Source organism: Faecalibacterium sp. I4-1-79 (genome assembly GCF_023347235.1).
GTDB classification, from domain to species: domain Bacteria; phylum Bacillota; class Clostridia; order Oscillospirales; family Ruminococcaceae; genus Faecalibacterium; species Faecalibacterium tardum.
In genome coordinates, this window is sequence record NZ_CP094467.1 from 2,571,718 (window position 1) to 2,595,908 (window position 24,191).

Below are 24,191 nucleotides of genomic sequence, written 5' to 3' on the forward strand. Positions count from 1 at the left end.
GATGCCCTCCCATGCACACCTTGCACGGGGCTTGCGCTGACCGCATGGGCGCAGCTGCCAGCCCCATTGTAGCCTGTAATTACTTCCGCTTGTTCAGAATAGCCAGCAGCTCATCGTAGTAACGGTTATCGCTGCTTTCCTCTTCCACGGCCTTCTTTTCAGCCGGGGCAGCAGCCGGTGCGGCATTGCTTGCCGGGGCTGCGGCTGCGCCGGTGTCGCTGCTGAACACCGCAGACGGCACAGACTGTGCACCGCCCATGGCGTTGTTGATGCTGTTGCGCAGGTCGCTGGCGCTCTTGTTGTCAAAGCCGGTGGCCACAACGGTCACGCGCATCTCATCGGACAGGTTCTCATCAAAGGCAGTACCCCAGATAATGTTTGCATCGGGATGTGCGCTCTGGGTAATGAGGCCTGCGGCGGTCTCCACGTCCTCCAGACCGATGTCCGGGCTGGAGGTGATGTTGATGATAACGCCGTGCGCACCGGCAATGCTGGTCTCCAGCAGCGGGCTGGAGATTGCAGCCTTGGCGGCGTTCTCGGCCTTGCCTGCACCCTTGGCGCTGCCCACGCCCATGTGGGCGTAGCCGGCATCCTTCATGATGGAGCGCACATCGGCAAAGTCCAGATTGATGAAGGCGGGCACATTGATCAGGGCAGAGATGGACTCCACGCCCTGACGCAGCACGTTATCGGCGGCCTGGAAGGCGTTCATCAGGGTGATTTTTTCCTGACTGATCATCTTCAGGCGCTCGTTGGGGATGACGATCAGGCTGTCAACGTGCATCAGCAGGTTGGCAATGCCCTGCTCGGCCAGCCCCATCTTACGCTTGCCCTCAAAGGAGAAGGGCTTGGTAACGATGCCAACGGTCAGAATGCCCAAGTCGTGTGCCACCTCGGCCACAACGGGTGCTGCACCGGTGCCGGTGCCGCCGCCCATACCGGCGGTGATAAAGACCATCTGGGAGCCCTTGAGGGCGTTGGCGATCTCGTCCTTGCTTTCTTCAGCGGCGCGCTGGCCGATCTCCGGGTCTGCACCCGCACCACGACCCTTGGTCAGCTTGGAACCCAGCTGCACCTTGACCGAGGCATGGTTCTTAGCCAGTGCCTGCTGGTCAGTATTCATTGCGATGAACTCCACGCCCTGCAGGCCATCGCTCACCATGCGGTTCACGGCGTTGCCGCCGCCGCCGCCCACACCGATCACCTTGATCGTCGTAACGTTCTCGTCCAGTTCTTCATCGAGCATCAATGCCATAACTTTGTCCTCCATCGGATTTTTATGTGGAACTGCGCAAAAGCCGCACAGATATTATCATACGATACTTATATAACAGTATCGTATCATTTTTTCATTCCGATTGCAAGACAAAATTGCTTTTTCGTGGGTGTTTTTTTCATAACCCCACTCCGGGCGGGTATTTCCTGCCAAATCTGTGCGCCCAGCCCCGCCAAAAGCCGGTCAAGGTCTGCATACCCGCGCCGGATAAATTCTGTTCCGCCAAGGCGGCTGCTGCCCCGGGCAGCCAGTGCCGCAAGCACCAGCGCCGCCCCGCCTCGCAGGTCCGGTGCGGTCAGCTTTGCCCCGTGCAGCACCCCGGCGGGCTGCACATACAAGGTACGCTCTGCCACTCGGACGTTTGCCCCCAGCGCCGCAAAGCCCTCCGCGCAGGCAAATCGGTTTTCAAACACCCTGTCCTGCAAGCTGCTTTCTTCCTGTGCGCAGAGCATCACCGCCGCCAGCAGCGGGGCGGCGTCCGTGGCAAGGCCGGGATAAGGTGCGGTGTGCACATTTCCCGCGCCGCGCAGTGCCCCGAACCGTGAAATGGCGGCAGCATCGCGCGCACGCTCTACGGTGCAGCCCATTTGTTCCAGAATTTCCAGCAGCGGCGCATACAGCCCGGGCGCACAGCCTGCCAGCTCCACCCTGCCGCCTGCCGCTGCCGCCGCACAGGCCAGCGTAGAGGCGATGATACGGTCTGCCACCGGCGCAAAGGTGCAGCCTGCAAGGCAGCGCTTTCCCTGCACCCGGATGGTGTCGGTGCCCGCGCCCTCCACGCAGCCGCCGCAGACGTTGAGGAAGGCGGCAAGATCCACGATCTCCGGTTCCTTTGCGGCACCATGCAGCACGGTCTGCCCCTGCGCCGTAGCAGCGGCCAGCAGCAGTGTTTCGGTAGCGCCCACGCTGGGAAAGCTAAGACAGATCTCCGCGCCCCGCAGCCCCGCCGGGGCGTACAGCGTAAGCTGTCCGGGCGCAGCGGGCAGCTGCCGCACCCCCATCTGCGCCAGCCCCTGCAAATGCAGGTCGATGGGTCTTGCCCCGATGCGGCAGCCCCCGGGCAGTACAGTGTTCACCCGCCCCAGCCGCGCCAGCAGCGGCGCACAGAACAGGATGGATGCCCGCATCCTGCCTGCGGCCTCCGGTGCAAGGTCGGTGCGCATGGGCTGTCCCTGCACCACCAGCTCTGCGCCCTGCCAGCCCGCCGTGCAGCCCACGCCCCGCAGCAGGGCAAGACAGTCCTCCACATCGGTCAGGCGCGGCACATTTTGCAGCCGCACCGGCCCGCTGCACAGCAGCGCAGCTGCCAGCAGCGGCAGCACACTGTTTTTGGCCGCAGGCAGTTCCACCCTGCCCTGCAAAGGCCGTCCACCCGTAATGATCCAATCCCCAGCCATGCCAAGACCCCCGTTCTGCAAAAGATACCCCATGGTATGCAAAACGAGGGTCTTTGGTCAAAGAAATGCGCCGGAAACGGCCTTCCCGCAGTCTGCTGGGTTTGTCCGGTCATTTGTCCGTGTTTTTCCGGTATTTCCGCGCCGCTGCTGCCCCATTGCGGCAGGAAATGCAGCCTTTTATCAGCTTTCGCCCCGAGAGACGGAAAGCACGATGCCCATCTCGCCCAGAAGCATCATCAGGCTGGTACCGCCGGAGGAGAAAAAGGGCAGACTGATGCCGGTGTTGGGGATGGTGTTGGTGACCACCGCGATGTTCAGCACCGCCTGCAATGCCACCTGCACCACAAAGCCCACCACCAGCAGTGCGCCAAAGCGGTCCGGCGCGTGCGCCGCCAGCGTGATGCCCCGCCACAGCAGCGCGCTGAACAGCAATATCACCGCACACGCGCCCAGAAAGCCCAGTTCCTCGCAGAGGATGGAAAAGATGAAGTCATTCTGCGGTTCGGGCACGAACAGATGCTTCTGGCGGCTGTTGCCCAGCCCCAGCCCCGCCGCCCCGCCGCTGCCGATGGCGTACAGGCTTTGGATGGTCTGGTGGCCGTCCCCCAGCGGGTCGGCAAAGGGGTCCAGCCACGAATTAAGACGGTCGGCGGCGTAGGGCACCAGCTCCGGCATGAGCACGATGGCCGTGCCGATGGCGGCAGCGCCGCCCGCCCCTGCCAGCATAAACCACCGCAGCCCGGTGCCGCCCACAAACATAAGCACCGCGCCGATGCTTAAAATCAACACTGTACCGGAAAGGTGAGGCTCCAGCAGCATGAGTATCGCCACCACCCCCAGCACCAGCGCAAAGGGCACTACCCCCACCGCAAAGCTGCCCATGCGGTCGTGGTTCAAAGCGATGATGTGGGCAAACACCAGCACTACCGCAAATTTGGCGATCTCGCTGGGCTGTAATGTGCCCAGCCCCGGCAGCACCAGCCAGCGCTTACAGCCGTTATACTCCGGCATGAACAGCACCGCCGTCAGCAGCACCAGCGAGAGCGCCAGCAGCGGCCACGCCAGTTTGTGATAGATGTGGTAGTCCACCCGGCTGGCCATCCACATCGCCGCCAGACCCATGGCGGCGTACAGCAGCTGCGGCCGCACATAGGCAAAGGCGTCCTGCCGCCGGTACAGTGCCACCGCGCTGCTGGCGCTGCACAGCATCACCAGCCCAAAGGCTACCAGCGTGAGCACCAGCACCAGAAAGGGCAGGTCCATGGGCGGCAGCGGCCGCAGCATCCCTTTGCGGGCAGCAGTTCTGTGCAATCCCGGTCACCTCCGTTTCTGTTATTGTACGCGGGTGCGGGGGCGGTTAGTCATACGCGCCGCCGTCGGGCGCATAAACTGCCCGCAAAGGGGGTGCTGCCATGCGCGGCTCAAAACCCACGGACGCCCTGCGCACTTTGCCGGAGCGGGCGTTCCGTCTGCGGGCACGGCTTATTGCGGTGGGACTGTGCGCCGTCTGCTTTGCAGGGCTCATCGGGCGGTTGTTCTGGCTGCAATTATGCACCGGCGGCTGGTACACCCAGCGGGCGCTGGGGCAGCAGCTGCGGGACACCGTTGTGCCCGCCGACCGTGGCAAGATATACAGCGCCGACGGCGCGCTGCTTGCCGCCAACAGCAGCTGCTGGACCCTGCGTGCCAGCCCCCGGGAGATGCCGGAGGATAAGCTTGCCCTTGCCGCCAAGGGGCTTGCCGAGATCCTGGAGCTGGACGAGGCAAAATTGCTGGAAAAGTTCAGCGACCGACGTTCCAACGACTGCCTTTTGCGCTACCGGGTGGAGCGGGAAACCGCCGATGCCGTGCGGGATTTCTGCGTGGAGAACGACATTACCGGCGTGCGCATCAATCAGGACTCCAAGCGCTGGTACCCGCAGGGGGAGCTGCTGGCCTCGGTGCTGGGGTTCACCAATGTAGACAACGCCGGGGTCAGCGGGCTGGAGCTGAAATACAACGACACCCTTACCGGGCAGAACGGGGTGGTGCTGACCGCCGTGAACGCTTGGGGCTACACGCTGGCGCAGAGCTACGAGACCGAGCTTGCCCCCGTGGAGGGCAGCGGGCTGCGGCTGACCATCGATGCAAATATTCAACATTATCTTGAAAATGCGTTGAATTATGCGGTGCAGGAGCACCATGTAGCTGCCCGCAGCGTGGGCATCGTGATGGAGGTGAACACCGGGGCAGTGCTGGCCATGGCTACCACCCCGGCCTATGACCCCAACCAGCCCCGGGTCATCGCCGATAAGGCCGCACGCACCGCCGTGGATACCCTTTCCGGCAAAGAGCGCGCCGCCGCCCTGCAGCTGGCGCAGCAGACCCAGTGGCGCAACAAGGCAGTGAGCGACTTATACGAGCCGGGTAGCGTGTTTAAGCTCATCACCTGCGCGGCGGCGCTGGACGCCGGTGCCATCACCCGGCACTCCACCTTTTACTGTGGGGACTCTATCTCGGTGGCGGGCACGCGGTTCCACTGCGCCAATCACAAGCGCCACGGCAGCCAGACCGTGACCCAAGCGCTGGAAAACTCCTGTAACCAGAGCTTTATCCAGATCGGGGCGCGGCTGGGCAAGCAGGCCTTCTGCGATTATTTTGCCGCCTTTGGTCTGCGGGAACCCACCGGCATCGACCTGCCCGCCGAGCCGAAAAAGAGCCTGTACTACACCGCCGACCGTATGGGGCCGGTGGAGCTGGCTTCCTGTGCCTTCGGGCAGAGCAGCAAGATCTCGTATCTGGAAATGGCTGCCGCCGTCTGCGCGGTGGTGAACGGCGGCAAGCTGATGCAGCCGTATCTGGTCTCGGACATTCTTGCGCCGGACGGCAGCATTTTGCAGCACAACGCCCCTGTGTGCAAACGGCAGGTGATCCAGCCCGCCACCTCTGCCACCATGCGGGAGATGATGGAGGCAGTTGTGCTGTACGGCGGCGGGCGCAACGCGCAGATCGCGGGCTACCGGGTGGGCGGCAAAAGCGGCACCAGCCAAAAGCTGGACAGCGCCGACGAGAAGGCCCGCATTGCCAGCTTTGTGGCAGTGGCCCCCATCGATGACCCGCAGTTTTTGTGTCTGGTCTGTCTGGATGAGCCCCACAGCTGGACCACCGCCGGCGGCAGTCTCTCGGCACCGGTCTGTGCCGAGGTGCTGGAGCAGACGCTGGTATACAAAGGCGTCCCCCGGGCAGCAGACAGCGGCAGCGCAGACGCGCAAGCCGCCGCCCTGCCCGCCGATGGGGACAGCTTTGACGGGGCATGACGATTTGGAATGCGCGCCGCGTTCGCTTTGCGCATAAACGGCGGAAGAATGATTTTTAATTTGCAATTCTGGAAAATCTGCGGATTTTCCAGAATTGCCTTTTCACGGGAGGGGTCGTGGTAGCAAACGGTAGTTGCAGCGCCGCTTTCTGCGAAAGCGCGGCGCTGCGGGGTCACCCCTTCCGTCATCGCCTGCGGCGATGCCACCTTCCCCAAGGGGACGGCTTCAGCACTGCCAGAAATTTCCTCATTGCACCTAACGCTTTAGCAACGAACGTAACGGCTTGGCTCTCCCTTCGGGAGAGCTGGCGCGGGAGCGCCTGAGAGGGTTAAAAAATAACGGAACGTCCGCAGACATTCCGTTACGCTGAAATTCTATTAGTTCTGGTTCGGCTGGGGACGGAAGGTGATCTCGCCGGTGGTGCTGTCCATGGCGTCCACGATGGCAAGGCTCTCCAGCTGGATGCCCTTGCTGCGGATCAGCTCGCCGCCCTGCTGGAAGCCCTTTTCCACGGCGATGCCGATGCCCTCTACGGTGGCACCGGCTTCCTCGGCCAGTTCCAGCAGACCCATCAGGGCGCAGCCGTTGGCCAGAAAATCGTCGATGATCAGCACATGATCCTCCGGGGTGAGGAACTTTTTGGAGACGATGACGTTGTAGATCTTTTTGTGGGTGAAGGACTGGATCTGGGTCTTGTAGTTGTCGTAGTCCAGATTGATGCTCATGGATTTTTTGGCAAACACCACCGGCACGTTCAGCTCGCTGGCTACCACAGCCGCAATGCCAATGCCGCTGGCCTCGATGGTCAGCACCTTATTGATAGGCTTGCCCGCAAACAGGCGCTTCCACTCCCGTGCCATCTCGCGGAACAACGGAATGTCCATCTGGTGGTTGATAAAGCTGTCCACCTTAAGCACGTTGCCCTCGCGCACAATGCCGTCCCTGCGGATACGATCTTCCAGCATCTTCATAAAATATATCCTCCAACCCTTGCAGGCGCGTTTTCTGCCTCCGGCTCGCCCGCCGCGAAAAGTGCCCGCCTGTTTTCCATTCCCGGGCGCGCGCCACACGCACCCATGATATAATGTTTCACCTAGTATACCGGAAGCATCCCGCTTTGACAAGGGGTTTTCATGCCAAAATTCGTAAAAATACGACACCAAACCTCTTCGTTTTTTCTAAAAGTATGACCTTGTCCAAAAATACCGAAACTTCGTGAGGTTGTCGGGTCATTTTTGGTTTATCCTCCCTTGTTCTTTCGCGGTTTTCGAGTATACTATTCTTAATAGGAGAAGGGTCATATCCGGGATTTTTGACCGGACGAGGAGGAAAATGGTATGAAAACAGGACTTGTGCTGGAAGGCGGCGCTATGCGCGGAATGTTCACCGCTGGCGTACTGGATGTGCTGATGGAGCACAACATCCAGCTGGACGGTGCCATTGGCGTGTCGGCGGGGGCAGTGTTCGGCTGCAACTACAAGTCGCACCAAATCGGGCGCACCATCCGCTACAACACGGAATACTGCACCGACAAGCGCTACGCCAGCTTTGGCAACCTGCTGCGCACCGGCAACCTGTACAGCGAGCAGTTCTGCTACCATACCGTGCCGGAAAAGCTGGACCCTTTTGACACCAAGGCTTTCCGGGAGAACCCCATGGACTTTTTTGTGGTGTGCACCGATGTGCGCACCGGTGAGCCTATCTACCACAAGTGCCGCACCGGCGACGCCGAGGATATCCAGTGGATGCAGGCTTCGGCATCCATGCCGCTGGCGGCCAAGATTGTGAAGATCGGCCACTATCAGCTGCTGGACGGCGGTGTGGCAGATTCCATTCCTGTGCGCTTTTTCGAGTCTATCGGCTACAAGCGCAACCTGATCATCCTGACCCAGCCCAAGGGTTTTGTAAAGCAGAAAAACAAGATGCTGCCCCTTATCCGGGCAAGGTATGTGCGCTATCCCGCTTTTGTGGAGGCCGTGGCAGACCGGCACCAGCGCTACAATGAGACGCTGGCCTATATTTCCATGCTGGAGCAGTCCGGGCGGGCATTCGTCATCCACCCGCCCATCCCGCTGGAAATTCCCTCTATGGAGCGTGATCCCGCCCAGCTGCGCCGCGTATACGAGACCGGTCGTGCCGTGGCACAGATCCAGATCGACAAGATTGCAGCCTATGTGGAGGAGTCCAAGGCTGCACCGGAAGAATAACACGAAAGGCTGCTGCACAGGTTTGTGCAGCAGCCTTTTTTTCACGGAGAGATACAAAAAAGAGGTCTGCACCTCGCGGTGCAGACCTCTTGATGTTCAAGAAAGAACGGTAAGAGAAGGGGTTAAATTACTTAACCTCAACCTTAGCGCCAGCCTCTTCCAGCTTCTTCTTGATGTCGTCAGCCTCAGCCTGGGAGACCTTCTCCTTGACAGCCTTGGGAGCGCCATCAACGATAGCCTTAGCCTCCTTCAGGCCCAGACCGGTGATCTCCTTAACGGCCTTGATGACCTGCATCTTGGTAGCGCCAGCCTCAGCCAGGATGACGTCGAACTCGGTCTTCTCTTCCTCAGCGGCAGCAGCAGCGCCAGCAGCAGCGGGAGCAGCAGCAGCAACAGCAGAAACACCGAACTCCTCGCAATAGGTGTCGATCAGTTCCTTCAGCTCCAGAACGGTCAGGCCCTTGACGGACTCGATGATGGCAGTAATCTTCTCAGAAGCCATGGTAATAACCCTCCAATATCAATGGTTTTTGTTTGTTTCAGTTTTTTGTTAAGCGGCGGTCACGCGGCCATTAGGCAGCGGGCTCCTCCTGCTTGTCGGCATAAGCCTGCATTGCAACGGCCAGACCAGACAGAGTGCTGGTGAGGGCGCCTGCAAACATGGACAGCATACCTTCGCGGTTGGGCAGCTTTGCGATAGCGTTGGTCTCGGCGGCGTTCATAGCCTTGCCTTCCATGAAGCCAGCCTTCACGACGAACTTCTTGGACTTATCGCCATCCTGATACTTGCACAGGATGCGGGCAGCAGCCATGGGGTCAGCCTCGTGAGCAAAAGCGACAGCGGTGTCGCCCTTGAAGTTCTCAGCCAGACCCTCCAGAGCGGTACCCTTAACTGCCAGACGCAGCATGGTGTTCTTCACGACCATGTAATCAACGCCTGCCTCACGCAGCTCCTTACGGAGCTTGGTGTCGTTCTCGACGTTAATGCCGCCGTAAGCGACGACGCAGCCGGAAACCGCACTCTCAAACTTTGCCTTCAGATCAGCGACGTAAGCCTGCTTTTCAGAAAGAATCTTTGCACTGGGCATTCGGTTTCACCTCGTTTCAAAAACTTGTATCGAAAGCCGGAGCAATGAAAAAAGCCTCTCTCCCGCGCACTGCGCCGAGAGAGAGGCATAAAGCAACTTTACGCACGTTTCTCGGCAGGCGGTAAAACTTTACACTGGACTCCAGCGCCTGCTGTCTTAAAAACAGCATGATTATAATACCGCAAACGTGCGGCGTTGTCAAGTGCTTTTTTGAATTTTCTGGCAAAATTTTTCTGCCACCCGTAAACAGGCAGCAGAAAAATATCAGAAATTCAAATTAGACACCGTACTTCAGGGTGTTCAGACGGATGCCAGGGCCCATAGTGGTGGCGATGGTAGCGCTCTTGAAGTAGGTACCCTTTGCTGCAGCGGGCTTTGCCTTGGCAATAGCCTCCATCACAGTGTCCAGGTTGGTGTACAGCTTCTCTGCACCGAAAGAAGCCTTGCCCACGGGCACATGGATGATGTTCTGCTTGTCCAGACGGTACTCGATCTTACCAGCCTTAGCCTCGCTGACAGCCTTGCCCAGATCAGGAGCCACAGTGCCGGCCTTGGGGTTGGGCATCAGGCCACGGGGGCCCAGAACCTTACCCAGACGGCCAACGCGGCCCATCATATCGGGGGTGGTCACGACGACGTCAAAATCCATGAAGCCGCCGGCGATCTTTGCGATCAGCTCGTCATCGCCAACGATATCAGCGCCAGCAGCCTCAGCAGCAGCTGCTGCGGGGCCCTTAGCAATAGCGCAGACGCGGACGGTCTTGCCGGTGCCGTTGGGCAGAACGACAGCGCCGCGGACCTGCTGGTCAGCGTGACGGCCATCAACGCCCAGACGGACGTGCAGCTCGACGGTCTCATCGAACTTGGCGGAAGCGGTCTTGCAAGCCAGCTCCAGAGCCTCGTTCACATCGTATGCCTTAGTAGAATCGACCAGCTTTGCAGCGTCGACATAGTGCTTGCCATGTTTCATTGTATATCCTCCTGTGTGGTCATGCGGGCAGTGTTATGCCCTCCCACTGTTTATGTCTCAGCCCTCGACGGTGACGCCCATGGAACGGCAGGTGCCGCGAACCATGCTGCAGGCAGCTTCCAGAGAAGCAGCGTTCAGGTCGGGCATCTTGGTCTTGGCGATCTCCTCCACCTGAGCGGCGGTCAGAGAAGCAACCTTTTCCTTGTTGGGCTTGCCGGAAGCGGTGTTGATGCCAGCGGCCTTCTTGATCAGAACAGCTGCCGGAGGAGTCTTGGTGATGAAGCTGAAGGAGCGGTCAGCGTACACGGTGATGACGACGGGGATCACATAACCCATCTGGTTCTTGGTACGCTCGTTGAACTCCTTGGTGAACGCCATGATGTTGACGCCCTTCTGACCCAGAGCAGGGCCAACAGGGGGAGCCGGAGTCGCCTTGCCGGCCTCGATCTGCAGCTTAATGTAGCCAGTAACTTTCTGTGCCATGATAAATGCACCTCCAAAAATCTGTGGTGAGTTGCGGCGCAGTGTCTCTGCGCCTCCCACGAGCGCGTGCACGCTGCACACGCTCTATAAGAACCGCACTGCGGTCTTACCTTGGTAAACGGAACTTGCCGGTTGGTTACGGCAGCTCGACCTGACCGATCTCCACCTCTGCGGGGGTCTCGCGGCCGAACATATTGACCTTGAGCTTCACCTTGAAGTTCTCGGTATCAATGGCCTCCACAAGGCCCATAAAGCCTTCCAGAGGACCGGCGGTGATCTGCACGGTATCGCCGACAGCAAAATCGACGCTGAGCGGTGCAGCCTTTTCCACGCCCATCTTCTCCACTTCCTCAGCGGTCAGCGGAACGGGCTTGGAGGCAGGGCCGACAAAGCCGGTGCAGCCGCGCGTATTGCGCACGACATACCAGGTATCGTCGTTCATCACCATTTTGACCAGAACGTAGCCGGGGAACAGCTTGTGCTCCACCATCTTCTGCTTGCCGTTCTTGTCGATCTCAGGAACCATCTCGACGGGAACCTTGATGTCGCAGATCAGCTCCTGCAGGTGGCGGTTCTCCACCATGGTCTGCAGGTCGTTGGCGACCTTGTTCTCGTAACCGGAATAGGTATGCACAACATACCAAAGAGCCTCAGTGGACTCATCTACCAGCTTGGTTGATTCTTCCATTTTGGTTGACCCTCCGTTTCAAGATGATTCTCAGGCGCCGATGATCAGGCCCAGAATACCACCAAAGATGGCATCCAGCAGGATCATCACAACCGCTGCAATAGCGACGGTCACGAGCACGACGATGGTGTTGGTCTTGACGTCCTGCTTGGACGGCCAGACCACCTTCTTCAGCTCGCTCTTGGTATCGCGGAAGAACTTTGCGACCCGTGCGCAGAAGCCCTTGACAGCGGCTTTAGCTTTGGCCACAAAGCCCGGCTTTTTCTCGGTTTTGTCTGCCATTATGCTCCGCCTTTCTTTTACTTGGTTTCGCGATGAACGGTGTGCTTCTTGCAGAAACGGCAATACTTCTTCATCTCGAGACGATCGGGGTTGTTCTTCTTGTTCTTCGTGGTGTTGTAGTTGCGCTGCTTGCACTCGGTGCAGGCCAGAGTGATTTTAACGGTCATTTGTTGACACCTCCATTATAACGGTTGTTTTGAACCTCCCTCGGGTGCGGGTGGCAGCTGTAAAAACAGGCGCACTTAATAACCCCGCAAAAGAGGTGATATCATTGTACCACGCGTTTTTCAATCCGTCAAGCAGAAAAAAGCGATTTTGAGAAACTTTTTTGCAGCCGGCGTCTTTTTGTCCCAAGGCAGCTTTTTTGCATTCTGCTTGCATCGCGGGCGTAGATATTGTATAATGAATCGAAACGGCATTTTACCGGTTTGAAGCCGCCCCTTTACCGGGGCTTTATAAATAGGAGTGAGATATCATGCAGTCTGCAAATAAAATGTGCGTGGCTCTGTTGTTTGGCGGTATGTCCAGCGAACATGAGGTCAGCTGTGTCTCTGTGGGCAACTTTGTCCGCAACATCGACCGCAGCAAATACGAGGTGCTCACCGTGGGCATCACCAAGGAGGGCCGCTGGCTCTACACCGAGGCCACGGCGGAGCAGATGGCCGACGGCAGCTGGGAAGAGCTGCCCGGCAATATGCCCTGCGTGATCAGCCCGGACCGCGCCGACCACGGCATGATCCTGTTCACCCCGGACGGCCGGGTGGAAAAGATGCACCTTGACGTGGTGATCCCGGTGCTGCACGGCCTGTGGGGCGAGGACGGCACGGTGCAGGGCCTGCTGGAGCTGGCAGGCATCGCCTATGTGGGCTGCGGCGTGCTGGCAAGCTCTGTGTGCATGGATAAGGCTGTAGCCAACGCCCTGTTCGAGGCCAACGGTGTGCCCCATACCAAGTGGGTAGCCGCCAACCGCTGGGAGATCGAGAAGGATCTGGAGGGCGTTTGCGCCGGTGTGGAGCAAAAGCTGGGCTGGCCGGTGTTCGTCAAGCCTGCCAACGCAGGCTCCAGCGTGGGCATCTCCAAGGTGTCCAGTCAGGAGGAGCTGAAGGCCGCCATCGCCCTTGCGCTGGAAAACGACCGCAAGGTGGTGTTTGAGGCCTTTGTGGACGGACAGGAAGTGGAGTGCGCCGTCATCGGCTCCGATCCCGCTGTTGCCACCCGTCCCGGTGAAATCCTTGCCGGTGCAGAGTTCTACACCTATGATGATAAGTACAAGAACGGCGTGAGCCAGACCGTCATCCCGGCACATCTGCCGGAGGCCAAGCTGGACGAGGTAAAGACCTATGCCGCCATGGCCTACACCGCACTGAACTGCGAGGGTCTGGCACGGTGCGATTTCTTTGTGGAAAAGAACACCGGCCGGGTGCTCATCAACGAGATCAACACCTTCCCCGGCTTTACCGCCATCAGCATGTACCCCAAGCTCATGGAGCACGAGGGTCTGCCGGTGCCGCAGCTCATCGACCGTCTGATCGCACTGGCGGTGGAAAGGACGGAAAAGCAGCATGGATAATCGCCCCATCGGTGTGTTCGACAGCGGTCTGGGCGGTCTGACCGGCGTGCGGGAGCTGCGCAAGCGCCTGCCCCATGAGGATATCATCTACTTCGGCGATACCGGCCGGGTGCCCTACGGCAGCCGCAGCCCGGAGACCATTCTGCAGTACGCCCGGCAGGATGTGGCCTTTCTGCTTTCCAAAAACGTCAAGTGCATCATGGCGGCCTGCGGCACGGTGAGCAGCACCTACCCGGCTGCGGAAGCAGCCCAGCTGCCGGTGCCCTACCTTGGCGTAGTGGATGCCGCCGCCCGGGAAGCAGCCTTTGTCACCCGCAACCGCCGCATCGGCGTCATTGGCACAGCCGCCACCATCCGCTCCCACAGCTACGAAAAGCTGCTGCGGCAGCTGGTGCCCGGGGTGGAGATCACTGCCCGCGCCTGCCCGCTGTTTGTACCGCTGGTGGAGGCCGGGTATGTGGATCACAGCGAGGCCGGAAAGCAGCAGATCACGAAGCTGGTCATTGCCCAATACCTGACCGAGGTGCGCGAAGCCGGGGTGGATACCCTGATCTTGGGCTGCACCCACTACCCGCTGCTGAAAAGCATGATCGGGGAGTTTATGGGGCCGGGCGTCACGCTGGTGGACCCCGCCATGACCGCCGCCCACCATCTGGAGCGGATGCTTGCCGAACGCGGGCTGCGCGCCAGCCATGAAAGCGGGCAGGCACACTTTTACGTCAGCGATGTGCCGGACAGCTTTGTGCAGACGGCAGACCTGTTTCTGGGCGAGTACAAGGGCGGCCCGGTGGAGCAGATCGCCATTGATAAATATTGATAAGGAAATACAACGTGAGCAAGCCACTGAAGGAAGACTATATCATCCGCATCAAAAGCCGCATTGAGCAGCGGCTGGACGAACCGGCTGCGGAGGAAGAAAAAGAAGAATTTGTGGAGCTGATGACCCGGGGCAGCTTTGTGCTGAAGGGCGGCAGCTACTATGTGACCTACCGCGAGACCGAGACCACCGGCTACGAGGGCTGCACCACCACCCTGAAGATCGCCGCAGACGGCAGCCGGGTGGCGATGCTGCGGTTCGGCAAGGGCGGCGGGGCTGGTACCCAGCTGCTGATCGAAAAAGGCCGCCGCAACCTGTGCCACTACGAGACCGGCTTCGGCTCTATGACCCTGGGCGTGACTGCGGACGAGATCGACTGTCAGCTGACCGAAAAGGGCGGCACCGCCAGGTTTGCCTACCTGCTGGATGCCGACAGCGCCGAGCTGGTGAGCCGCAACCGGCTGGAAGTTACCGTGACCCATGTGAATTGATGAAGTTCCCTGAGACTGTGAAAGGAATCCGACCCATGACTGATTTTGAAAAGACCTACCAGACCTACCAGAACTACAACCCCCGGCAGGCTGCACTGGACGAGGCACGCGCTCTGCTGACCGCAGCCGCCAAGGCTGCTATGGCAGACGGCACCCTGCCAGAGGCAGAACTGCCCGCCTTTATCGTGGAGATCCCCGCCGACGTGAAAAACGGCGATATCGCCTCCAACCTCGCCATGGCCGGTGCACGCACCTGGCGCAAGGCTCCCAAGATGATCGCAGACGCCCTGCTGGCACATCTGCCTTCCATCGAAAACAGTGTGTTCTCCAAGGTGGAGGTTGCCGGTCCCGGCTTCATCAACCTGTTCCTAGCCCAGAGCTTCTGGGCAGGTGTGGTGCTGGGTGCCTGCGCCAACAAGGAGTATGGCCGCACCGACCACGGCAAGGGCGCAAAGTACAATGTGGAGTTCGTTTCTGCCAACCCCACCGGCCCCATGCACATGGGCAACGCCCGCGGCGGCGCACTGGGCGACTGTCTGGCCGCTGTGCTGGACTGGTCCGGCTACGATGTGACCCGCGAGTTCTATATCAACGACGCCGGCAACCAGATCCAGAAGTTCGGCAAAAGTCTGGCGGTGCGCTACCTGCAGCAGTTCTGCGGCGAGGAAGCCTATCCCCTGCCCAAGGAGTGCTATCAGGGCGGCGATATCAAGGTGCTGGCCGGTGAGTTTGCCGAGCTGAACGGCGACAAGTACGTTGCCGCCTGCTCTGGGCTGAGCGAGGAGGCTCTGTTTGAGAGCGAGGCCTTTGCCGCCCTGAAGGACGCATTGGTGGCCTACGCCCTGCCCAAGAACATCGCCGCGCTGAAGCGCGATCTTGGCAAGTACCGCATTGATTATGATGTCTGGTTCCACGAGAGCACCCTGCACGAGTCCGGCGCAGTGCTGGCTGTGGTGGACAAGCTGCTGGAGCTGGGTGCCTGCTACAAGGCCGAGGACGGCGCCATCATGTACCGCAGCGCCCAGTACGCGGCCAAGTACGGCACCGTGAACAAGAAAAAGACCGAGGACGGCACCGAGGAAGAGGCGAAGGACGAGGTGCTCGTCCGCGCCAACGGCATCCCCACCTATTTTGCCGCCGATATCGCCTACCACTACAACAAGCTGGCCACCCGCGGCTTTGCCAAGGCCATTGACGTGTGGGGCGCAGACCACCACGGCCATGTGGCCCGCATGAAGGGTGCCATGGATGCAATCGGCCTGAATGGCGAGGATCTGGATGTTGTGCTGATGCAGATGGTCAACCTGATGCGGGACGGCCAGCCTGTCCGTATGTCCAAGCGCACCGGCAATGCCATCACCCTGACCGACCTGCTGGAAGAGGTGCCCATCGACAGCGCACGCTTCCTGTTCAATATGCACGACGCAGGCAGCGGCATCGACTTTGATCTGGATCAGGCCGTCAAGACCGACAACGATAACCCGGTGTACTATGTGCAGTACGCCCATGCCCGCATCTGCTCCATCCTGAAGAAGATGGAGAGCGAGGGTGTGCAGTTTGCCGGTGCGGAGCACATCGACGCCACCCTGCTCACCGAGCCCTCCGAGATGGATCTGATCCGTATGCTGGCTGCCTTCCCGCAGGAGATCGTGATGGCTGCCGAGAAATACGACCCCAGCCGCATCAACCGCTTTGTCATCGACCTTGCAAGCGCCTTCCACCGCTTCTACGGCAACTGCCGCATTCAGGGCGCAGACCCCGCCGTGCAGCAGGCACGCCTTGCCCTGTGCATCGGCGTGAAGAACGCCATCTTCAACGTGCTTACCATGTTCAAGATCAACGTGCCCGAGAAGATGTAACATAAAACCACAGGGGCTGTTGCACAGCATTTGGCGCAACAGCCCCTTTTTACGGTGTATGGAGAGAAAGCAGCTGTCGCTTCCGTCACGACCCCTCCCGTGAAAATGCGTTTGTCGCGCTCCGCAGAGCTTGTCGGGGCAAAGCCCCTCCATCTGCTAACGCAGACCGCTCTGCCGCTTAAAAGCCCCACTGGGGCTTTCATTGCTGCGCTGCGCTCCGCAAACGCGGTCGCTCCAAACGCGAAATTAAAAATAATTTTTCCGCTGAATATGTGCAAAGCAACGCGGAGCGCATTCCAAATCGTCTACCCCCAAAACAGATACAAGGAGAACCCATGGAACCTTTGAAGATCGGCAATATCACCCTGCCCCACCGGGCGGTGTTCGGCCCTATGGCAGGCTTTACGGATGCCCCCTGCCGCCGCCTGATGGCGCAGCACGGCGCGGGCTTTACGGTCAGCGAGATGGTGTCCAGCCGGGCGCTGGTGTACGGCGACCACAAGACCGTCAGCCTGCTGAAGGCAGAGCCTAACGGCGCACCCTACGGGGTGCAGATCTTTGGCGAGGTGCCGGAGATCATGGGCGAAGCCACCGCCGCCATCGAGCAGTACGAATTTGACTTTGTGGATATCAACATGGGCTGCCCTGCCCCCAAGATCGTTTCCGGTGGGGCGGGCAGCAAGCTGATGCTGGACCCCGACCGCTGCGGGCGCATCGTGGAGCAGGTGGTGGCGCACACTAAGCGCCCCGTCACCGTAAAAATGCGCAAGGGCTGGGATGCCGACCACATTACCGCCGTGGAGTGCGCCAAAGCCTGCGAGCAGGCGGGCGCGGCGTTGGTGGCAGTGCACGCCCGCACCCGGGAGCAGATGTACACCCCGGGCATCGACCCGGAGATCATCGCCCGGGTAAAGGATGCAGTAAAGGTGCCTGTGCTGGGCAACGGCGATATCCACTGCGCCGAGGACGCGCTGCGCATGGTGCGGCAGACGCACTGCGACGGCGTGATGATCGCCCGGGGCGCACTGGGCGACCCGTGGCTGTTTGAGCGGGTGAACGCCGCGCTGGAGGGTCTGCCCGCCCCCAAGGAGCCGAACCTGCAGGCGCGGATGAACGCGCTGCGCCGTCAGGTGGAGGAGATGGTGGAGCAGAAGGGCGAGTTTGTGGCTATGCCGCAGGCGCGTGCCCAGACCATGCACTACATGAAGGGGCTGAAGGGCGCTGCCGCCCTGCGCCGCTACTGCTGCACCCTGACCCACTTGGAAGATCTGGACGAACTGATCGCTGCCGTGTTTGAAGAGCAGCGCAAAGCCGGGCTGGACCCCGACGATGTGCGGGAAGTACCGTTTCCGTAAGCCCGTAGCTCGAACAACGATTTAAAATGCGCTCCGCTTTGCTATGCGCATCATCAGCGGAAAAAATATTTTAAATAGAGCAATGCCGGAGCGTCTGCGGACGCTCCGGCATTGCATTTTCACGGGAAGGGTCGTAGAGAGAAACGGCATTTGCAGCGCCGCTTCCTACGGAAGCGCAGCGCTTGCGGCGGGCATCCTTGCTCCCCGGGGAGCTGTCGCGCAGCGACTGAGGGGCTATAAATGGAGAAGCGAAAAAAGCGTTAAAGCGATAGCGCCGACTGGCGCAGCGCTAGCTTTTTTGTGCTTCGACTTCTTCTTTAGGATTGTCAAGGGCGAGCAGCCCTTGACGACGGGTTGCGGCACCCAGCATCCGCTTCGTGCCTTGGGCGACACTCGCGTCTTGCTGGCCGCTGCCCCAACAACTGCTCTCTGTTTCCGCCGCTGGCGGTGGTCGCAGTTGTTGCATTGCGGGGTGGGTGGAGTCCAGAGGTAGGGAGGGGGGAGTCGGAACACCCCTCCCTGCCTCTGGCCCAGCGGAGCGTCCCTGCGCGCTTGCGGCAAGCAATTACTTTCCCCGCGGAGCATGGCAGCTCTTTTTTAGTTTTTGCCACCAAAAGAGAACATTCCCCCGGCGGCAAGCCGTATGGTTACTGCTTCGTCAGCTCGTCCAGATTCTGAGTATAGCAGGGCAGGCAGTGCTCCAGAAACCAGTCGGCCTCCGGGCATTGCATGGCTTGCAGCGCGGCGCGCTGCTGCGTGAGTGCGGCGTCAAATTCGTGGTTGCCGCTGCGCTGCTCCTCGGTGCATTTGATCAGCGCACTCAGCCGGTCGGCAGCCTTGAGCAGACGATGCTCCTCTGCGGTGAGTGCCGTGCCATCCATGCAGGGGGTCAGCTCTGCAGCCAGCTCTGTGGGTAAAAGCGCCGCCATGGAGCGCACGCTCTCGGTCTCCAGCGCCTTGTAGGCGTCCCGCAGCGCTGGGGAGTGGTACTTGACCGGCGTTGGCATATCCCCGGTGATGATCTCCGGCGCGTCGTGGTACAGCGCCGCCACTGCCACCACCTCGGGGCGGCAGGGCGTGCCGGTGTAGTGCTTGGCAATGAGGCACAGCAGGTGCGCCAGCAGTGCGGTGTCACAGGTGTGCTCGCTGAGGGATTCCGCCCGGGTGGAGTGCATCAGGCTCCATCGGGTAATATACTTCATGCGCGCCAGTAAGGCACTGAAGGGATACAGCATGGCAATACGCCTCCTTTTCTTCACCATACCCGCCGGGCGCTTGGTTGTCAAGCCCTTTTTTCTTGCGCGCCGCCGTGCTATACTACAAGGTGACATCAAATCCACTTCCGCGCCGGTGCGCGGAGAAAGAGGAACACTATGGAAAAGTTTATAAAACCACGGCTGCTCACACCAAGGGAGCAGAGCCATAAAAAATTCTGGCAGGCGGTAGGGCTGTGCGCCCTGACGGCGGCCATCTTCTTTTTGCCGTTCTACATCCTTGACGGCGGCTTTTTCCACTATGCAGGCGATTTTAACAGCCAGCAGATCAGCTTTTACCGGTATATGAACGGCTTTGTCAAGGGTGCGGGCTACCCGGACAGCGCCTTTGCCGGTGCGCCGCGCAATACCTTTTCGTGGGCGACCGACCTTGGCAGCGGAGTGATGAACGCCTACTCCTTCTACCTGTACGGCTCGCCGTTTTTTTGGCTGTCGGTGCTGCTGCCGCAAAGCTGGCTGCCCTATATGATGGTGCCGCTGCTGGTGCTCAAGTTCGGCGTGGCGGGCGGCGGTGCGTATCTGTACCTGCGTCGCTACGTCAAAAACGAGAACTACGCGGTGCTGGGTGCCTGCCTGTACGCGCTTTCCGGCTTTGCGGTGTACAACGTGTTCTTTAACCACTTTGTGGATGTGGTGGCACTGTTCCCCTATCTGCTCTGGGCACTGGACGAGGCCATTTATGAGGATCGTCACGGCCTGTTCGCCTTCTGGGTGGCGGTAAACCTGCTCAACAACTATTTCTTCTTTGTGGGACAGGTAATTTTCCTGTGCATCTACTTCGTGTGCAAACTGACCACCAAGGACTTCCGGCTGACCGGGCGCAAGTTCGGGCATCTGTTGTGGGAGAGCGTGCTGGGCGTTGCCATGGGCTGTCTGCTGTTGTTCCCGGCGGTGCTCAGCCTGCTGCAGAACCCGCGCACCATCGATCTTTCCTCCGGCTGGGGCTTTTTGACCTACGCCAAGGTGCAGCAGTATCTGGCCATCCTGCTCAGCTGGATCCTGCCGCCGGACTCCCCCTACCTCACCTCGGTCTGGTCGGAGGGCGTCATCAAGTGGACGAGCATGACGGCCTATCTGCCGCTGTGCAGTCTGGCCGGTGCCATGGCCTACTGGCGCAGCCGGAAGGCCGACAGTAAAAAGCGCATCGTGGCGGTGTGCGCCGTGTGCGCGCTGGTGCCGGTGCTGAACAGCGCCTTCTACGCGCTCAATTCCAGCTACTACGCCCGCTGGTACTATATGCCCACCCTCATCCTTGCCGCCATGACCGTGAACGCGCTGGAGGACCCGGACATCGATCTGGACGCACCTGCCCGGGGCATCGGCTGGATCATGCTGGCTACGCTGGTCTTTGCCGTAGTGCCCGTGCGGGACGATACCACCGAGACATGGTCTTTCGGCGTGCTGAAGAACCCGGGGCAGTTCTTTGTCGTGCTGGGCTTTGGTCTGCTGGGGCTTATGCTGTACCGCGTTCTTTGCAGCAAGTGGCGGCAGGACAGCCGCTTTGCCCAGCGCATGACGGCGGCGGTGCTGGTGTTTGCCTGCGCATTCACCATGGTGCACATCGGCATTGGCAAGTTTGGCCAGTGGCACACCGACAGCGACCTTGTGGAGCAGGACACGAACGCCCTGCTGCTGAAAAATGACCTGCCGGAGGGCGACTATCGCATCGACACCTACAAGATCCACGATAACATCGGGATGTGGCTGGATAAGAGCTGCCTGCAATACTTCGGCAGCACGGCGGCTCCCAGCATCCTCAGCTTCTACCCGGGGCTGGGGGTCAAGCGGGACGTGCGCAGCGAGCCGGAGATCACAAACTACGCTTTGCGCGGCCTGCTGAGCGTGGAGTACCTCATTACCACCCCGGAAAAGCGCGAAAGCTTTGAGGACGAGGCAGACGCAGGCTGGACCTATCTTGCCGATGTGGACGGCTACACGCTGTACCACAACGATAACTACGTTCCCATGGGCTTTACCTACGACTACTATGTGACCGATGCCACCTACCAGACTTCGATCAAGACCCTGCGTTCCAACCTGCTGATGCGGGCGCTGGTGCTGGAGGACGAGGACGTAAAGGCATACGGTCAGTACCTGACCGAACTTTCGGAGGACATGCTAAATGATCTGCACTACGACAGCTACACGCAGGACTGCGCCGACCGCCGCGCCCACAGCTGCTCTGTGTTCCAGATGAACAATGCAGGCTTCCATGCCGAGATCACGTTGGACAAGCCAAACCTCGTCTTTTTCTCCGTGCCCTACGATGACGGCTTTACCGCCTATGTCAACGGCGAAAAGACCGATATCCTGCAAGTGGACGAGGGACTGATGGCGGTGCTCTGCCCGGCGGGCGCAAGCAGCATCGACTTTGTGTATCAGGCCGCCGGGCTTTCCGCAAGCCGGGTGGTGACCGCAGTGGCCATTCCTGTGTGGGTGGTGTACGTTGCCTGCTTTGTGCGCCGCAAGCGCCGCAGCACCGGTGCCCCGGCAGAAGAATGACTTTGACCGGGCCAAAAAACAAAAATTTAAAAATCCCTCTTGACTTTACGAAGATAAAGTGTATAATGCAATCAAACCGATGAGGCGGAAGAGAACCTGCACAGCGCATCTGCAGTGAGCCCGGACAGTGCAAACGGGCGAAAGCGGGGCAGAGTTTCGTGGGCCGCCGAGGGCCGGGCAAACGGGCACAAACCCCAGTAGCTTTGGACGGAAGTCTCCGTTACAGGACAGGGGAGTGTTGGCTCTCCGTGAGTGGCTCTGCTGTATTGGATGCAGAGCAAGCAAGGTGGCACCGCAGAATCGTATTTACCGATCCTGTCCTTGTGGATAACACACAGGGACAGGGTCGTTTTGTTTTAAGACCCGTCCCGCAAAGGGAGCGGGTCTTTTGATTTGCCGCCCGCTCCGGGAAAGGAGTTACCACTATGAAAAACCTGAACATGATCTCCCGCCGCAGCTTCCTGAAGGCCGCTCTGGCCGCCTCCGCTGTTTCTGCTATGGCACTGACCGGCTGCGGCAGCGCTGCTTCCAGCACCGCCTCCAGTGCAGCGGTCTCCTCCTCCGCAGCTGCTTCCGGCAGCGCCACTGCCGCTGGCGAGACCTTCAAGGTGGGCATCGTCAACTATGTGGATCACGCCTCCCTCAACCAGATCGTGGAATCTGTGGAGAGCCGTCTGGACGCCATCGGCAAAGAGAAGGGTGTCACCTTTGACTATACCGATTACTACGCCAACGCACAGGCCGACCAGTCCAACCTGAACCAGATCGGCGCAGACCTTGTGGCTGACGGCGTAGACGTGATCGTGGCCGTGGCCACCCCCACCGCCGCTACCATGCTGGCCGCTGTGGAGGACACCGACATCCCGGTGGTCTACTCCGCTGTGACCGATCCCGCCGCCGCAGGCTTTGACGGTGAGGAGAATATCACCGGCACCTCCGATGCCCTGAACACCGACGCCATCATGAACCTGATCGTGGCGGCAAACCCCGGCATCGATACCATCGGTCTGCTGTATGACCTGAGTCAGGATGCCTCCACCCAGGCCATTGCAGACGCCAAGGCCTTCTGCGAGAAGAACGGCATCAAGGTGGTGGAAAAGAACGGCACCACCACCGCCGAGGTGCAGATGGCTGCCGAGGCACTGGTCGCCGCCGGGGTCAAGGCCGTGTTCACCCCCACCGACAACACCATCATGACCGCCGAGCTGTCCATCTACGAGAGCTTCATCGAGGCCGGTGTGCAGCACTACACCGGTGCCGACAGCTTTGCGCTGAACGGCGCACTGGTGGGCTACGGTGTGGACTACGTCCAGCTGGGCGAAGCCACCGCCGATATGGTCAGCCAGCTGCTGTGCGACAGCAAGACCCCCGCAGACCTGCCCTACCAGACCTTTGATAACGGCATCGTTACCATCAACACCGAGACCGCCGAGGCGCTGGGGCTGGATCTGGCAGCCCTGAAGGAAGCCTTCAAGCCCTACTGCACCGAGATCACCGAGGTGACCACCGCCGAGAGCTTCTCCTGAACCCCGCTCCGTCAAAACCTGACGGCTTTTCTGGCTCTCCCGCAAGGGAGAGCTTTTGGCGGTTCTGGGGAAAGTGGTTTTCCTCTCCCGTGAAAATACGTTTGTCGCACTCCGCAGAGCAATGCGGCACGCATTCAAAATAACATAAAAGGAGCATACACCATGCTGGCGAGTATCTTTTCCCTCAACGTCTTGCAGACAGCGCTGGAGCTGGGCTGCATCTACGGACTGGTGGCGTTGGCACTGTTTCTGAGCTACTCCATCCTGAATATTGCCGACCTTTCCACCGACGGCTGCTTTACGCTGGGCTGCGCGGTAGCCTGTCAAGTGGCGTTGACCGGCCACCCCATCCTTGCGCTGGCGGCAGCTATGGCCGCGGGGGTGTGCTCCGGCTTTGTCACCGCCTTTTTGCAGACAAGGCTCGGGGTGGAAAGCATCATGGCCGGTATCATCGTCAACACCGGCCTGTACACCATCAATCTGGCGGTGATGGGCTTTTCTTCCACCATGTCACTGGTCAAGACCCCTACCATCTTCTCCATGGCAAAAAGCGCACTGGGCTTTCTGGGCAGCTGGTATAAGCTGGCGCTGGCGGCTGTCATTATTGCCGTAGCCTGCGCGGCGATGCTGGGCTTTCTGGGCACGCGGCTGGGGCTTTCCATCCGCGCCACCGGCGATAACGCCGCCATGGTGCGGGCTTCCAGCATCAACCCTGCCTTTACCATCACGGTGGGTCTGTGCGTTTCCGGTGCGCTGTGTGCGCTGTCCGGCGGGCTGCTGGCGCAGTACCAGAAAAGCTGCGATATCAACGTGGGCACCGGCATGGTGACCATTGCACTGGCTTCCCTGATCATCGGCGAGACGCTGGTGGGCAAGCGTACCATGCTGCGCCGCATTCTGGGCGTGGTGTTCGGCAGCTGCCTGTACCGTTTTATCGTAGCGGTGGCGCTGCGGTTCAATGTGCCCGCCGCCGCCATGAAGCTGGTTTCCGCCATCATTGTGGCAGTGGCCATCTCCATGCCCGCCATCCGGGAGCACTTCGCCTTTGAAAAGCGCCGGCACGCCGCCCGCGCCCGCCGCACCGTGACCAACAGGGAGGGACAGTAACAT

General features: G+C 60.1%; 23 protein-coding genes. 10 read left to right on the forward strand and 13 right to left on the reverse strand.

The window, feature by feature from the left end:
• Positions 1-79: 79 nt before the first annotated feature.
• From ftsZ to MTP36_RS12645, 3 genes are all read right to left on the reverse strand, one after another.
• Positions 80-1,255, reverse strand: coding sequence for a cell division protein FtsZ (gene ftsZ / locus MTP36_RS12635; protein WP_055186827.1), 1,176 nt, complete (start codon positions 1,253-1,255; stop codon positions 80-82).
• Positions 1,256-1,341: 86 nt separating this feature from the next.
• On the reverse strand, positions 1,342-2,673 hold the full coding sequence (locus MTP36_RS12640; RefSeq protein ID WP_249251169.1) for a UDP-N-acetylglucosamine 1-carboxyvinyltransferase: 1,332 nt from the start codon (positions 2,671-2,673) through the stop codon (positions 1,342-1,344).
• 180 nt (positions 2,674-2,853) lie between these two features.
• Positions 2,854-3,936, reverse strand: a complete 1,083-nt coding sequence (locus tag MTP36_RS12645) for an FtsW/RodA/SpoVE family cell cycle protein (protein ID WP_249254436.1) — start codon at positions 3,934-3,936, stop codon at positions 2,854-2,856.
• A 149-nt stretch (positions 3,937-4,085) separates the two neighbouring features.
• Between MTP36_RS12645 and MTP36_RS12650 the strand changes: the two genes are divergently transcribed.
• Positions 4,086-5,969: a peptidoglycan D,D-transpeptidase FtsI family protein gene (locus MTP36_RS12650; RefSeq protein ID WP_249251170.1), complete on the forward strand. Its 1,884-nt coding sequence runs from the start codon at positions 4,086-4,088 to the stop codon at positions 5,967-5,969.
• 377 nt (positions 5,970-6,346) lie between these two features.
• Here the strand turns inward: MTP36_RS12650 and MTP36_RS12655 are convergent, their stop codons facing one another.
• A complete protein-coding gene (locus MTP36_RS12655; RefSeq protein WP_249251171.1) occupies positions 6,347-6,940 on the reverse strand; it encodes a xanthine phosphoribosyltransferase in 594 nt (197 codons plus the stop codon).
• A gap of 366 nt (positions 6,941-7,306) precedes the next feature.
• On the opposite strand from MTP36_RS12655, the gene MTP36_RS12660 reads away from it, so the two are divergent.
• Positions 7,307-8,176, forward strand: a complete 870-nt coding sequence (locus MTP36_RS12660; protein WP_249251172.1) for a patatin-like phospholipase family protein — start codon at positions 7,307-7,309, stop codon at positions 8,174-8,176.
• 127 nt (positions 8,177-8,303) lie between these two features.
• Here the strand turns inward: MTP36_RS12660 and rplL are convergent, their stop codons facing one another.
• From rplL to MTP36_RS12700, 8 genes are all read right to left on the reverse strand, one after another.
• Positions 8,304-8,678: a 50S ribosomal protein L7/L12 gene (rplL, locus tag MTP36_RS12665; protein WP_055187009.1), complete on the reverse strand. Its 375-nt coding sequence runs from the start codon at positions 8,676-8,678 to the stop codon at positions 8,304-8,306.
• A gap of 70 nt (positions 8,679-8,748) precedes the next feature.
• The gene (rplJ, locus tag MTP36_RS12670) at positions 8,749-9,264 is read right to left on the reverse strand and encodes a 50S ribosomal protein L10 (protein ID WP_055187010.1); all 516 of its coding nucleotides are present in this window, start codon (positions 9,262-9,264) and stop codon (positions 8,749-8,751) included.
• 277 nt (positions 9,265-9,541) lie between these two features.
• Entirely contained in the window at positions 9,542-10,234 is a 693-nt protein-coding gene (gene rplA, locus MTP36_RS12675; RefSeq protein WP_005920494.1) for a 50S ribosomal protein L1, read from the reverse strand.
• 57 nt (positions 10,235-10,291) lie between these two features.
• Positions 10,292-10,717, reverse strand: coding sequence for a 50S ribosomal protein L11 (rplK, locus tag MTP36_RS12680; RefSeq protein WP_005920496.1), 426 nt, complete (start codon positions 10,715-10,717; stop codon positions 10,292-10,294).
• A gap of 136 nt (positions 10,718-10,853) precedes the next feature.
• Positions 10,854-11,405: a transcription termination/antitermination protein NusG gene (gene nusG, locus MTP36_RS12685; RefSeq protein ID WP_005920497.1), complete on the reverse strand. Its 552-nt coding sequence runs from the start codon at positions 11,403-11,405 to the stop codon at positions 10,854-10,856.
• Between the two features lie 30 nt (positions 11,406-11,435).
• Positions 11,436-11,687, reverse strand: a complete 252-nt coding sequence (gene secE, locus MTP36_RS12690) for a preprotein translocase subunit SecE (protein ID WP_005920499.1) — start codon at positions 11,685-11,687, stop codon at positions 11,436-11,438.
• A gap of 17 nt (positions 11,688-11,704) precedes the next feature.
• Entirely contained in the window at positions 11,705-11,854 is a 150-nt protein-coding gene (gene rpmG, locus MTP36_RS12695) for a 50S ribosomal protein L33 (protein ID WP_005920501.1), read from the reverse strand.
• Entirely contained in the window at positions 11,844-12,041 is a 198-nt protein-coding gene (locus tag MTP36_RS12700; protein ID WP_249251173.1) for a hypothetical protein, read from the reverse strand. Before MTP36_RS12700 ends, rpmG begins: the two co-directional genes overlap by 11 nt.
• A gap of 121 nt (positions 12,042-12,162) precedes the next feature.
• Between MTP36_RS12700 and MTP36_RS12705 the strand changes: the two genes are divergently transcribed.
• From MTP36_RS12705 to dusB, 5 genes are all read left to right on the forward strand, one after another.
• A complete protein-coding gene (locus MTP36_RS12705) occupies positions 12,163-13,257 on the forward strand; it encodes a D-alanine--D-alanine ligase family protein (protein WP_055187012.1) in 1,095 nt (364 codons plus the stop codon).
• The gene (gene murI, locus MTP36_RS12710) at positions 13,250-14,074 is read left to right on the forward strand and encodes a glutamate racemase (RefSeq protein WP_249251174.1); all 825 of its coding nucleotides are present in this window, start codon (positions 13,250-13,252) and stop codon (positions 14,072-14,074) included. The genes MTP36_RS12705 and murI overlap by 8 nt, the downstream gene beginning before the upstream one ends.
• A 14-nt stretch (positions 14,075-14,088) precedes the next feature.
• Positions 14,089-14,565 (forward strand): DUF1934 domain-containing protein, encoded by a 477-nt coding sequence (locus MTP36_RS12715; protein WP_236131825.1) that lies wholly within the window; start codon positions 14,089-14,091, stop codon positions 14,563-14,565.
• Positions 14,566-14,600: 35 nt separating this feature from the next.
• A complete protein-coding gene (argS, locus tag MTP36_RS12720) occupies positions 14,601-16,424 on the forward strand; it encodes an arginine--tRNA ligase (RefSeq protein WP_249251175.1) in 1,824 nt (607 codons plus the stop codon).
• Between the two features lie 335 nt (positions 16,425-16,759).
• Positions 16,760-17,779 (forward strand): tRNA dihydrouridine synthase DusB, encoded by a 1,020-nt coding sequence (gene dusB / locus MTP36_RS12725; protein ID WP_112090436.1) that lies wholly within the window; start codon positions 16,760-16,762, stop codon positions 17,777-17,779.
• A 647-nt stretch (positions 17,780-18,426) separates the two neighbouring features.
• Here the strand turns inward: dusB and yfbR are convergent.
• Positions 18,427-19,014 carry a 5'-deoxynucleotidase gene (gene yfbR / locus MTP36_RS12730; RefSeq protein WP_249251176.1) on the reverse strand — a complete coding sequence of 196 codons (588 nt, stop codon included), beginning with the start codon at positions 19,012-19,014 and terminating at the stop codon, positions 18,427-18,429.
• Between the two features lie 138 nt (positions 19,015-19,152).
• Between yfbR and MTP36_RS12735 the strand changes: the two genes are divergently transcribed.
• The 3 genes from MTP36_RS12735 to MTP36_RS12745 all read left to right on the forward strand — a co-directional run bounded on the left by MTP36_RS12735 (position 19,153) and on the right by MTP36_RS12745 (position 24,188).
• Positions 19,153-21,555 (forward strand): YfhO family protein, encoded by a 2,403-nt coding sequence (locus tag MTP36_RS12735; protein WP_249251177.1) that lies wholly within the window; start codon positions 19,153-19,155, stop codon positions 21,553-21,555.
• A 425-nt stretch (positions 21,556-21,980) separates the two neighbouring features.
• A complete protein-coding gene (locus MTP36_RS12740; RefSeq protein WP_249251178.1) occupies positions 21,981-23,081 on the forward strand; it encodes an ABC transporter substrate-binding protein in 1,101 nt (366 codons plus the stop codon).
• A gap of 162 nt (positions 23,082-23,243) precedes the next feature.
• Positions 23,244-24,188, forward strand: a complete 945-nt coding sequence (locus MTP36_RS12745; RefSeq protein WP_055186384.1) for an ABC transporter permease — start codon at positions 23,244-23,246, stop codon at positions 24,186-24,188.
• The last annotated feature ends 3 nt before the right edge of the window (positions 24,189-24,191 follow it).

Coding starts and splice junctions, on each gene's coding strand:
- rplA (WP_005920494.1), bottom strand. CDS start 10,234: ATGAAACATGGCAAGCACTATGTCGACGCTGCAAAGCTGGTCGATTCT.
- rplL (WP_055187009.1), bottom strand. CDS start 8,678: ATGGCTTCTGAGAAGATTACTGCCATCATCGAGTCCGTCAAGGGCCTG.
- dusB (WP_112090436.1), top strand. CDS start 16,760: ATGGAACCTTTGAAGATCGGCAATATCACCCTGCCCCACCGGGCGGTG.
- argS (WP_249251175.1), top strand. CDS start 14,601: ATGACTGATTTTGAAAAGACCTACCAGACCTACCAGAACTACAACCCC.
- MTP36_RS12655 (WP_249251171.1), bottom strand. CDS start 6,940: ATGAAGATGCTGGAAGATCGTATCCGCAGGGACGGCATTGTGCGCGAG.
- MTP36_RS12740 (WP_249251178.1), top strand. CDS start 21,981: ATGAAAAACCTGAACATGATCTCCCGCCGCAGCTTCCTGAAGGCCGCT.
- MTP36_RS12705 (WP_055187012.1), top strand. CDS start 12,163: ATGCAGTCTGCAAATAAAATGTGCGTGGCTCTGTTGTTTGGCGGTATG.
- MTP36_RS12745 (WP_055186384.1), top strand. CDS start 23,244: ATGCTGGCGAGTATCTTTTCCCTCAACGTCTTGCAGACAGCGCTGGAG.
- MTP36_RS12640 (WP_249251169.1), bottom strand. CDS start 2,673: ATGGCTGGGGATTGGATCATTACGGGTGGACGGCCTTTGCAGGGCAGG.
- MTP36_RS12660 (WP_249251172.1), top strand. CDS start 7,307: ATGAAAACAGGACTTGTGCTGGAAGGCGGCGCTATGCGCGGAATGTTC.
- ftsZ (WP_055186827.1), bottom strand. CDS start 1,255: ATGGCATTGATGCTCGATGAAGAACTGGACGAGAACGTTACGACGATC.
- rplJ (WP_055187010.1), bottom strand. CDS start 9,264: ATGCCCAGTGCAAAGATTCTTTCTGAAAAGCAGGCTTACGTCGCTGAT.
- rplK (WP_005920496.1), bottom strand. CDS start 10,717: ATGGCACAGAAAGTTACTGGCTACATTAAGCTGCAGATCGAGGCCGGC.
- secE (WP_005920499.1), bottom strand. CDS start 11,687: ATGGCAGACAAAACCGAGAAAAAGCCGGGCTTTGTGGCCAAAGCTAAA.
- MTP36_RS12645 (WP_249254436.1), bottom strand. CDS start 3,936: ATGGACCTGCCCTTTCTGGTGCTGGTGCTCACGCTGGTAGCCTTTGGG.
- MTP36_RS12650 (WP_249251170.1), top strand. CDS start 4,086: ATGCGCGGCTCAAAACCCACGGACGCCCTGCGCACTTTGCCGGAGCGG.
- nusG (WP_005920497.1), bottom strand. CDS start 11,405: ATGGAAGAATCAACCAAGCTGGTAGATGAGTCCACTGAGGCTCTTTGG.
- MTP36_RS12735 (WP_249251177.1), top strand. CDS start 19,153: ATGGAAAAGTTTATAAAACCACGGCTGCTCACACCAAGGGAGCAGAGC.
- yfbR (WP_249251176.1), bottom strand. CDS start 19,014: ATGCTGTATCCCTTCAGTGCCTTACTGGCGCGCATGAAGTATATTACC.
- murI (WP_249251174.1), top strand. CDS start 13,250: ATGGATAATCGCCCCATCGGTGTGTTCGACAGCGGTCTGGGCGGTCTG.
- rpmG (WP_005920501.1), bottom strand. CDS start 11,854: ATGACCGTTAAAATCACTCTGGCCTGCACCGAGTGCAAGCAGCGCAAC.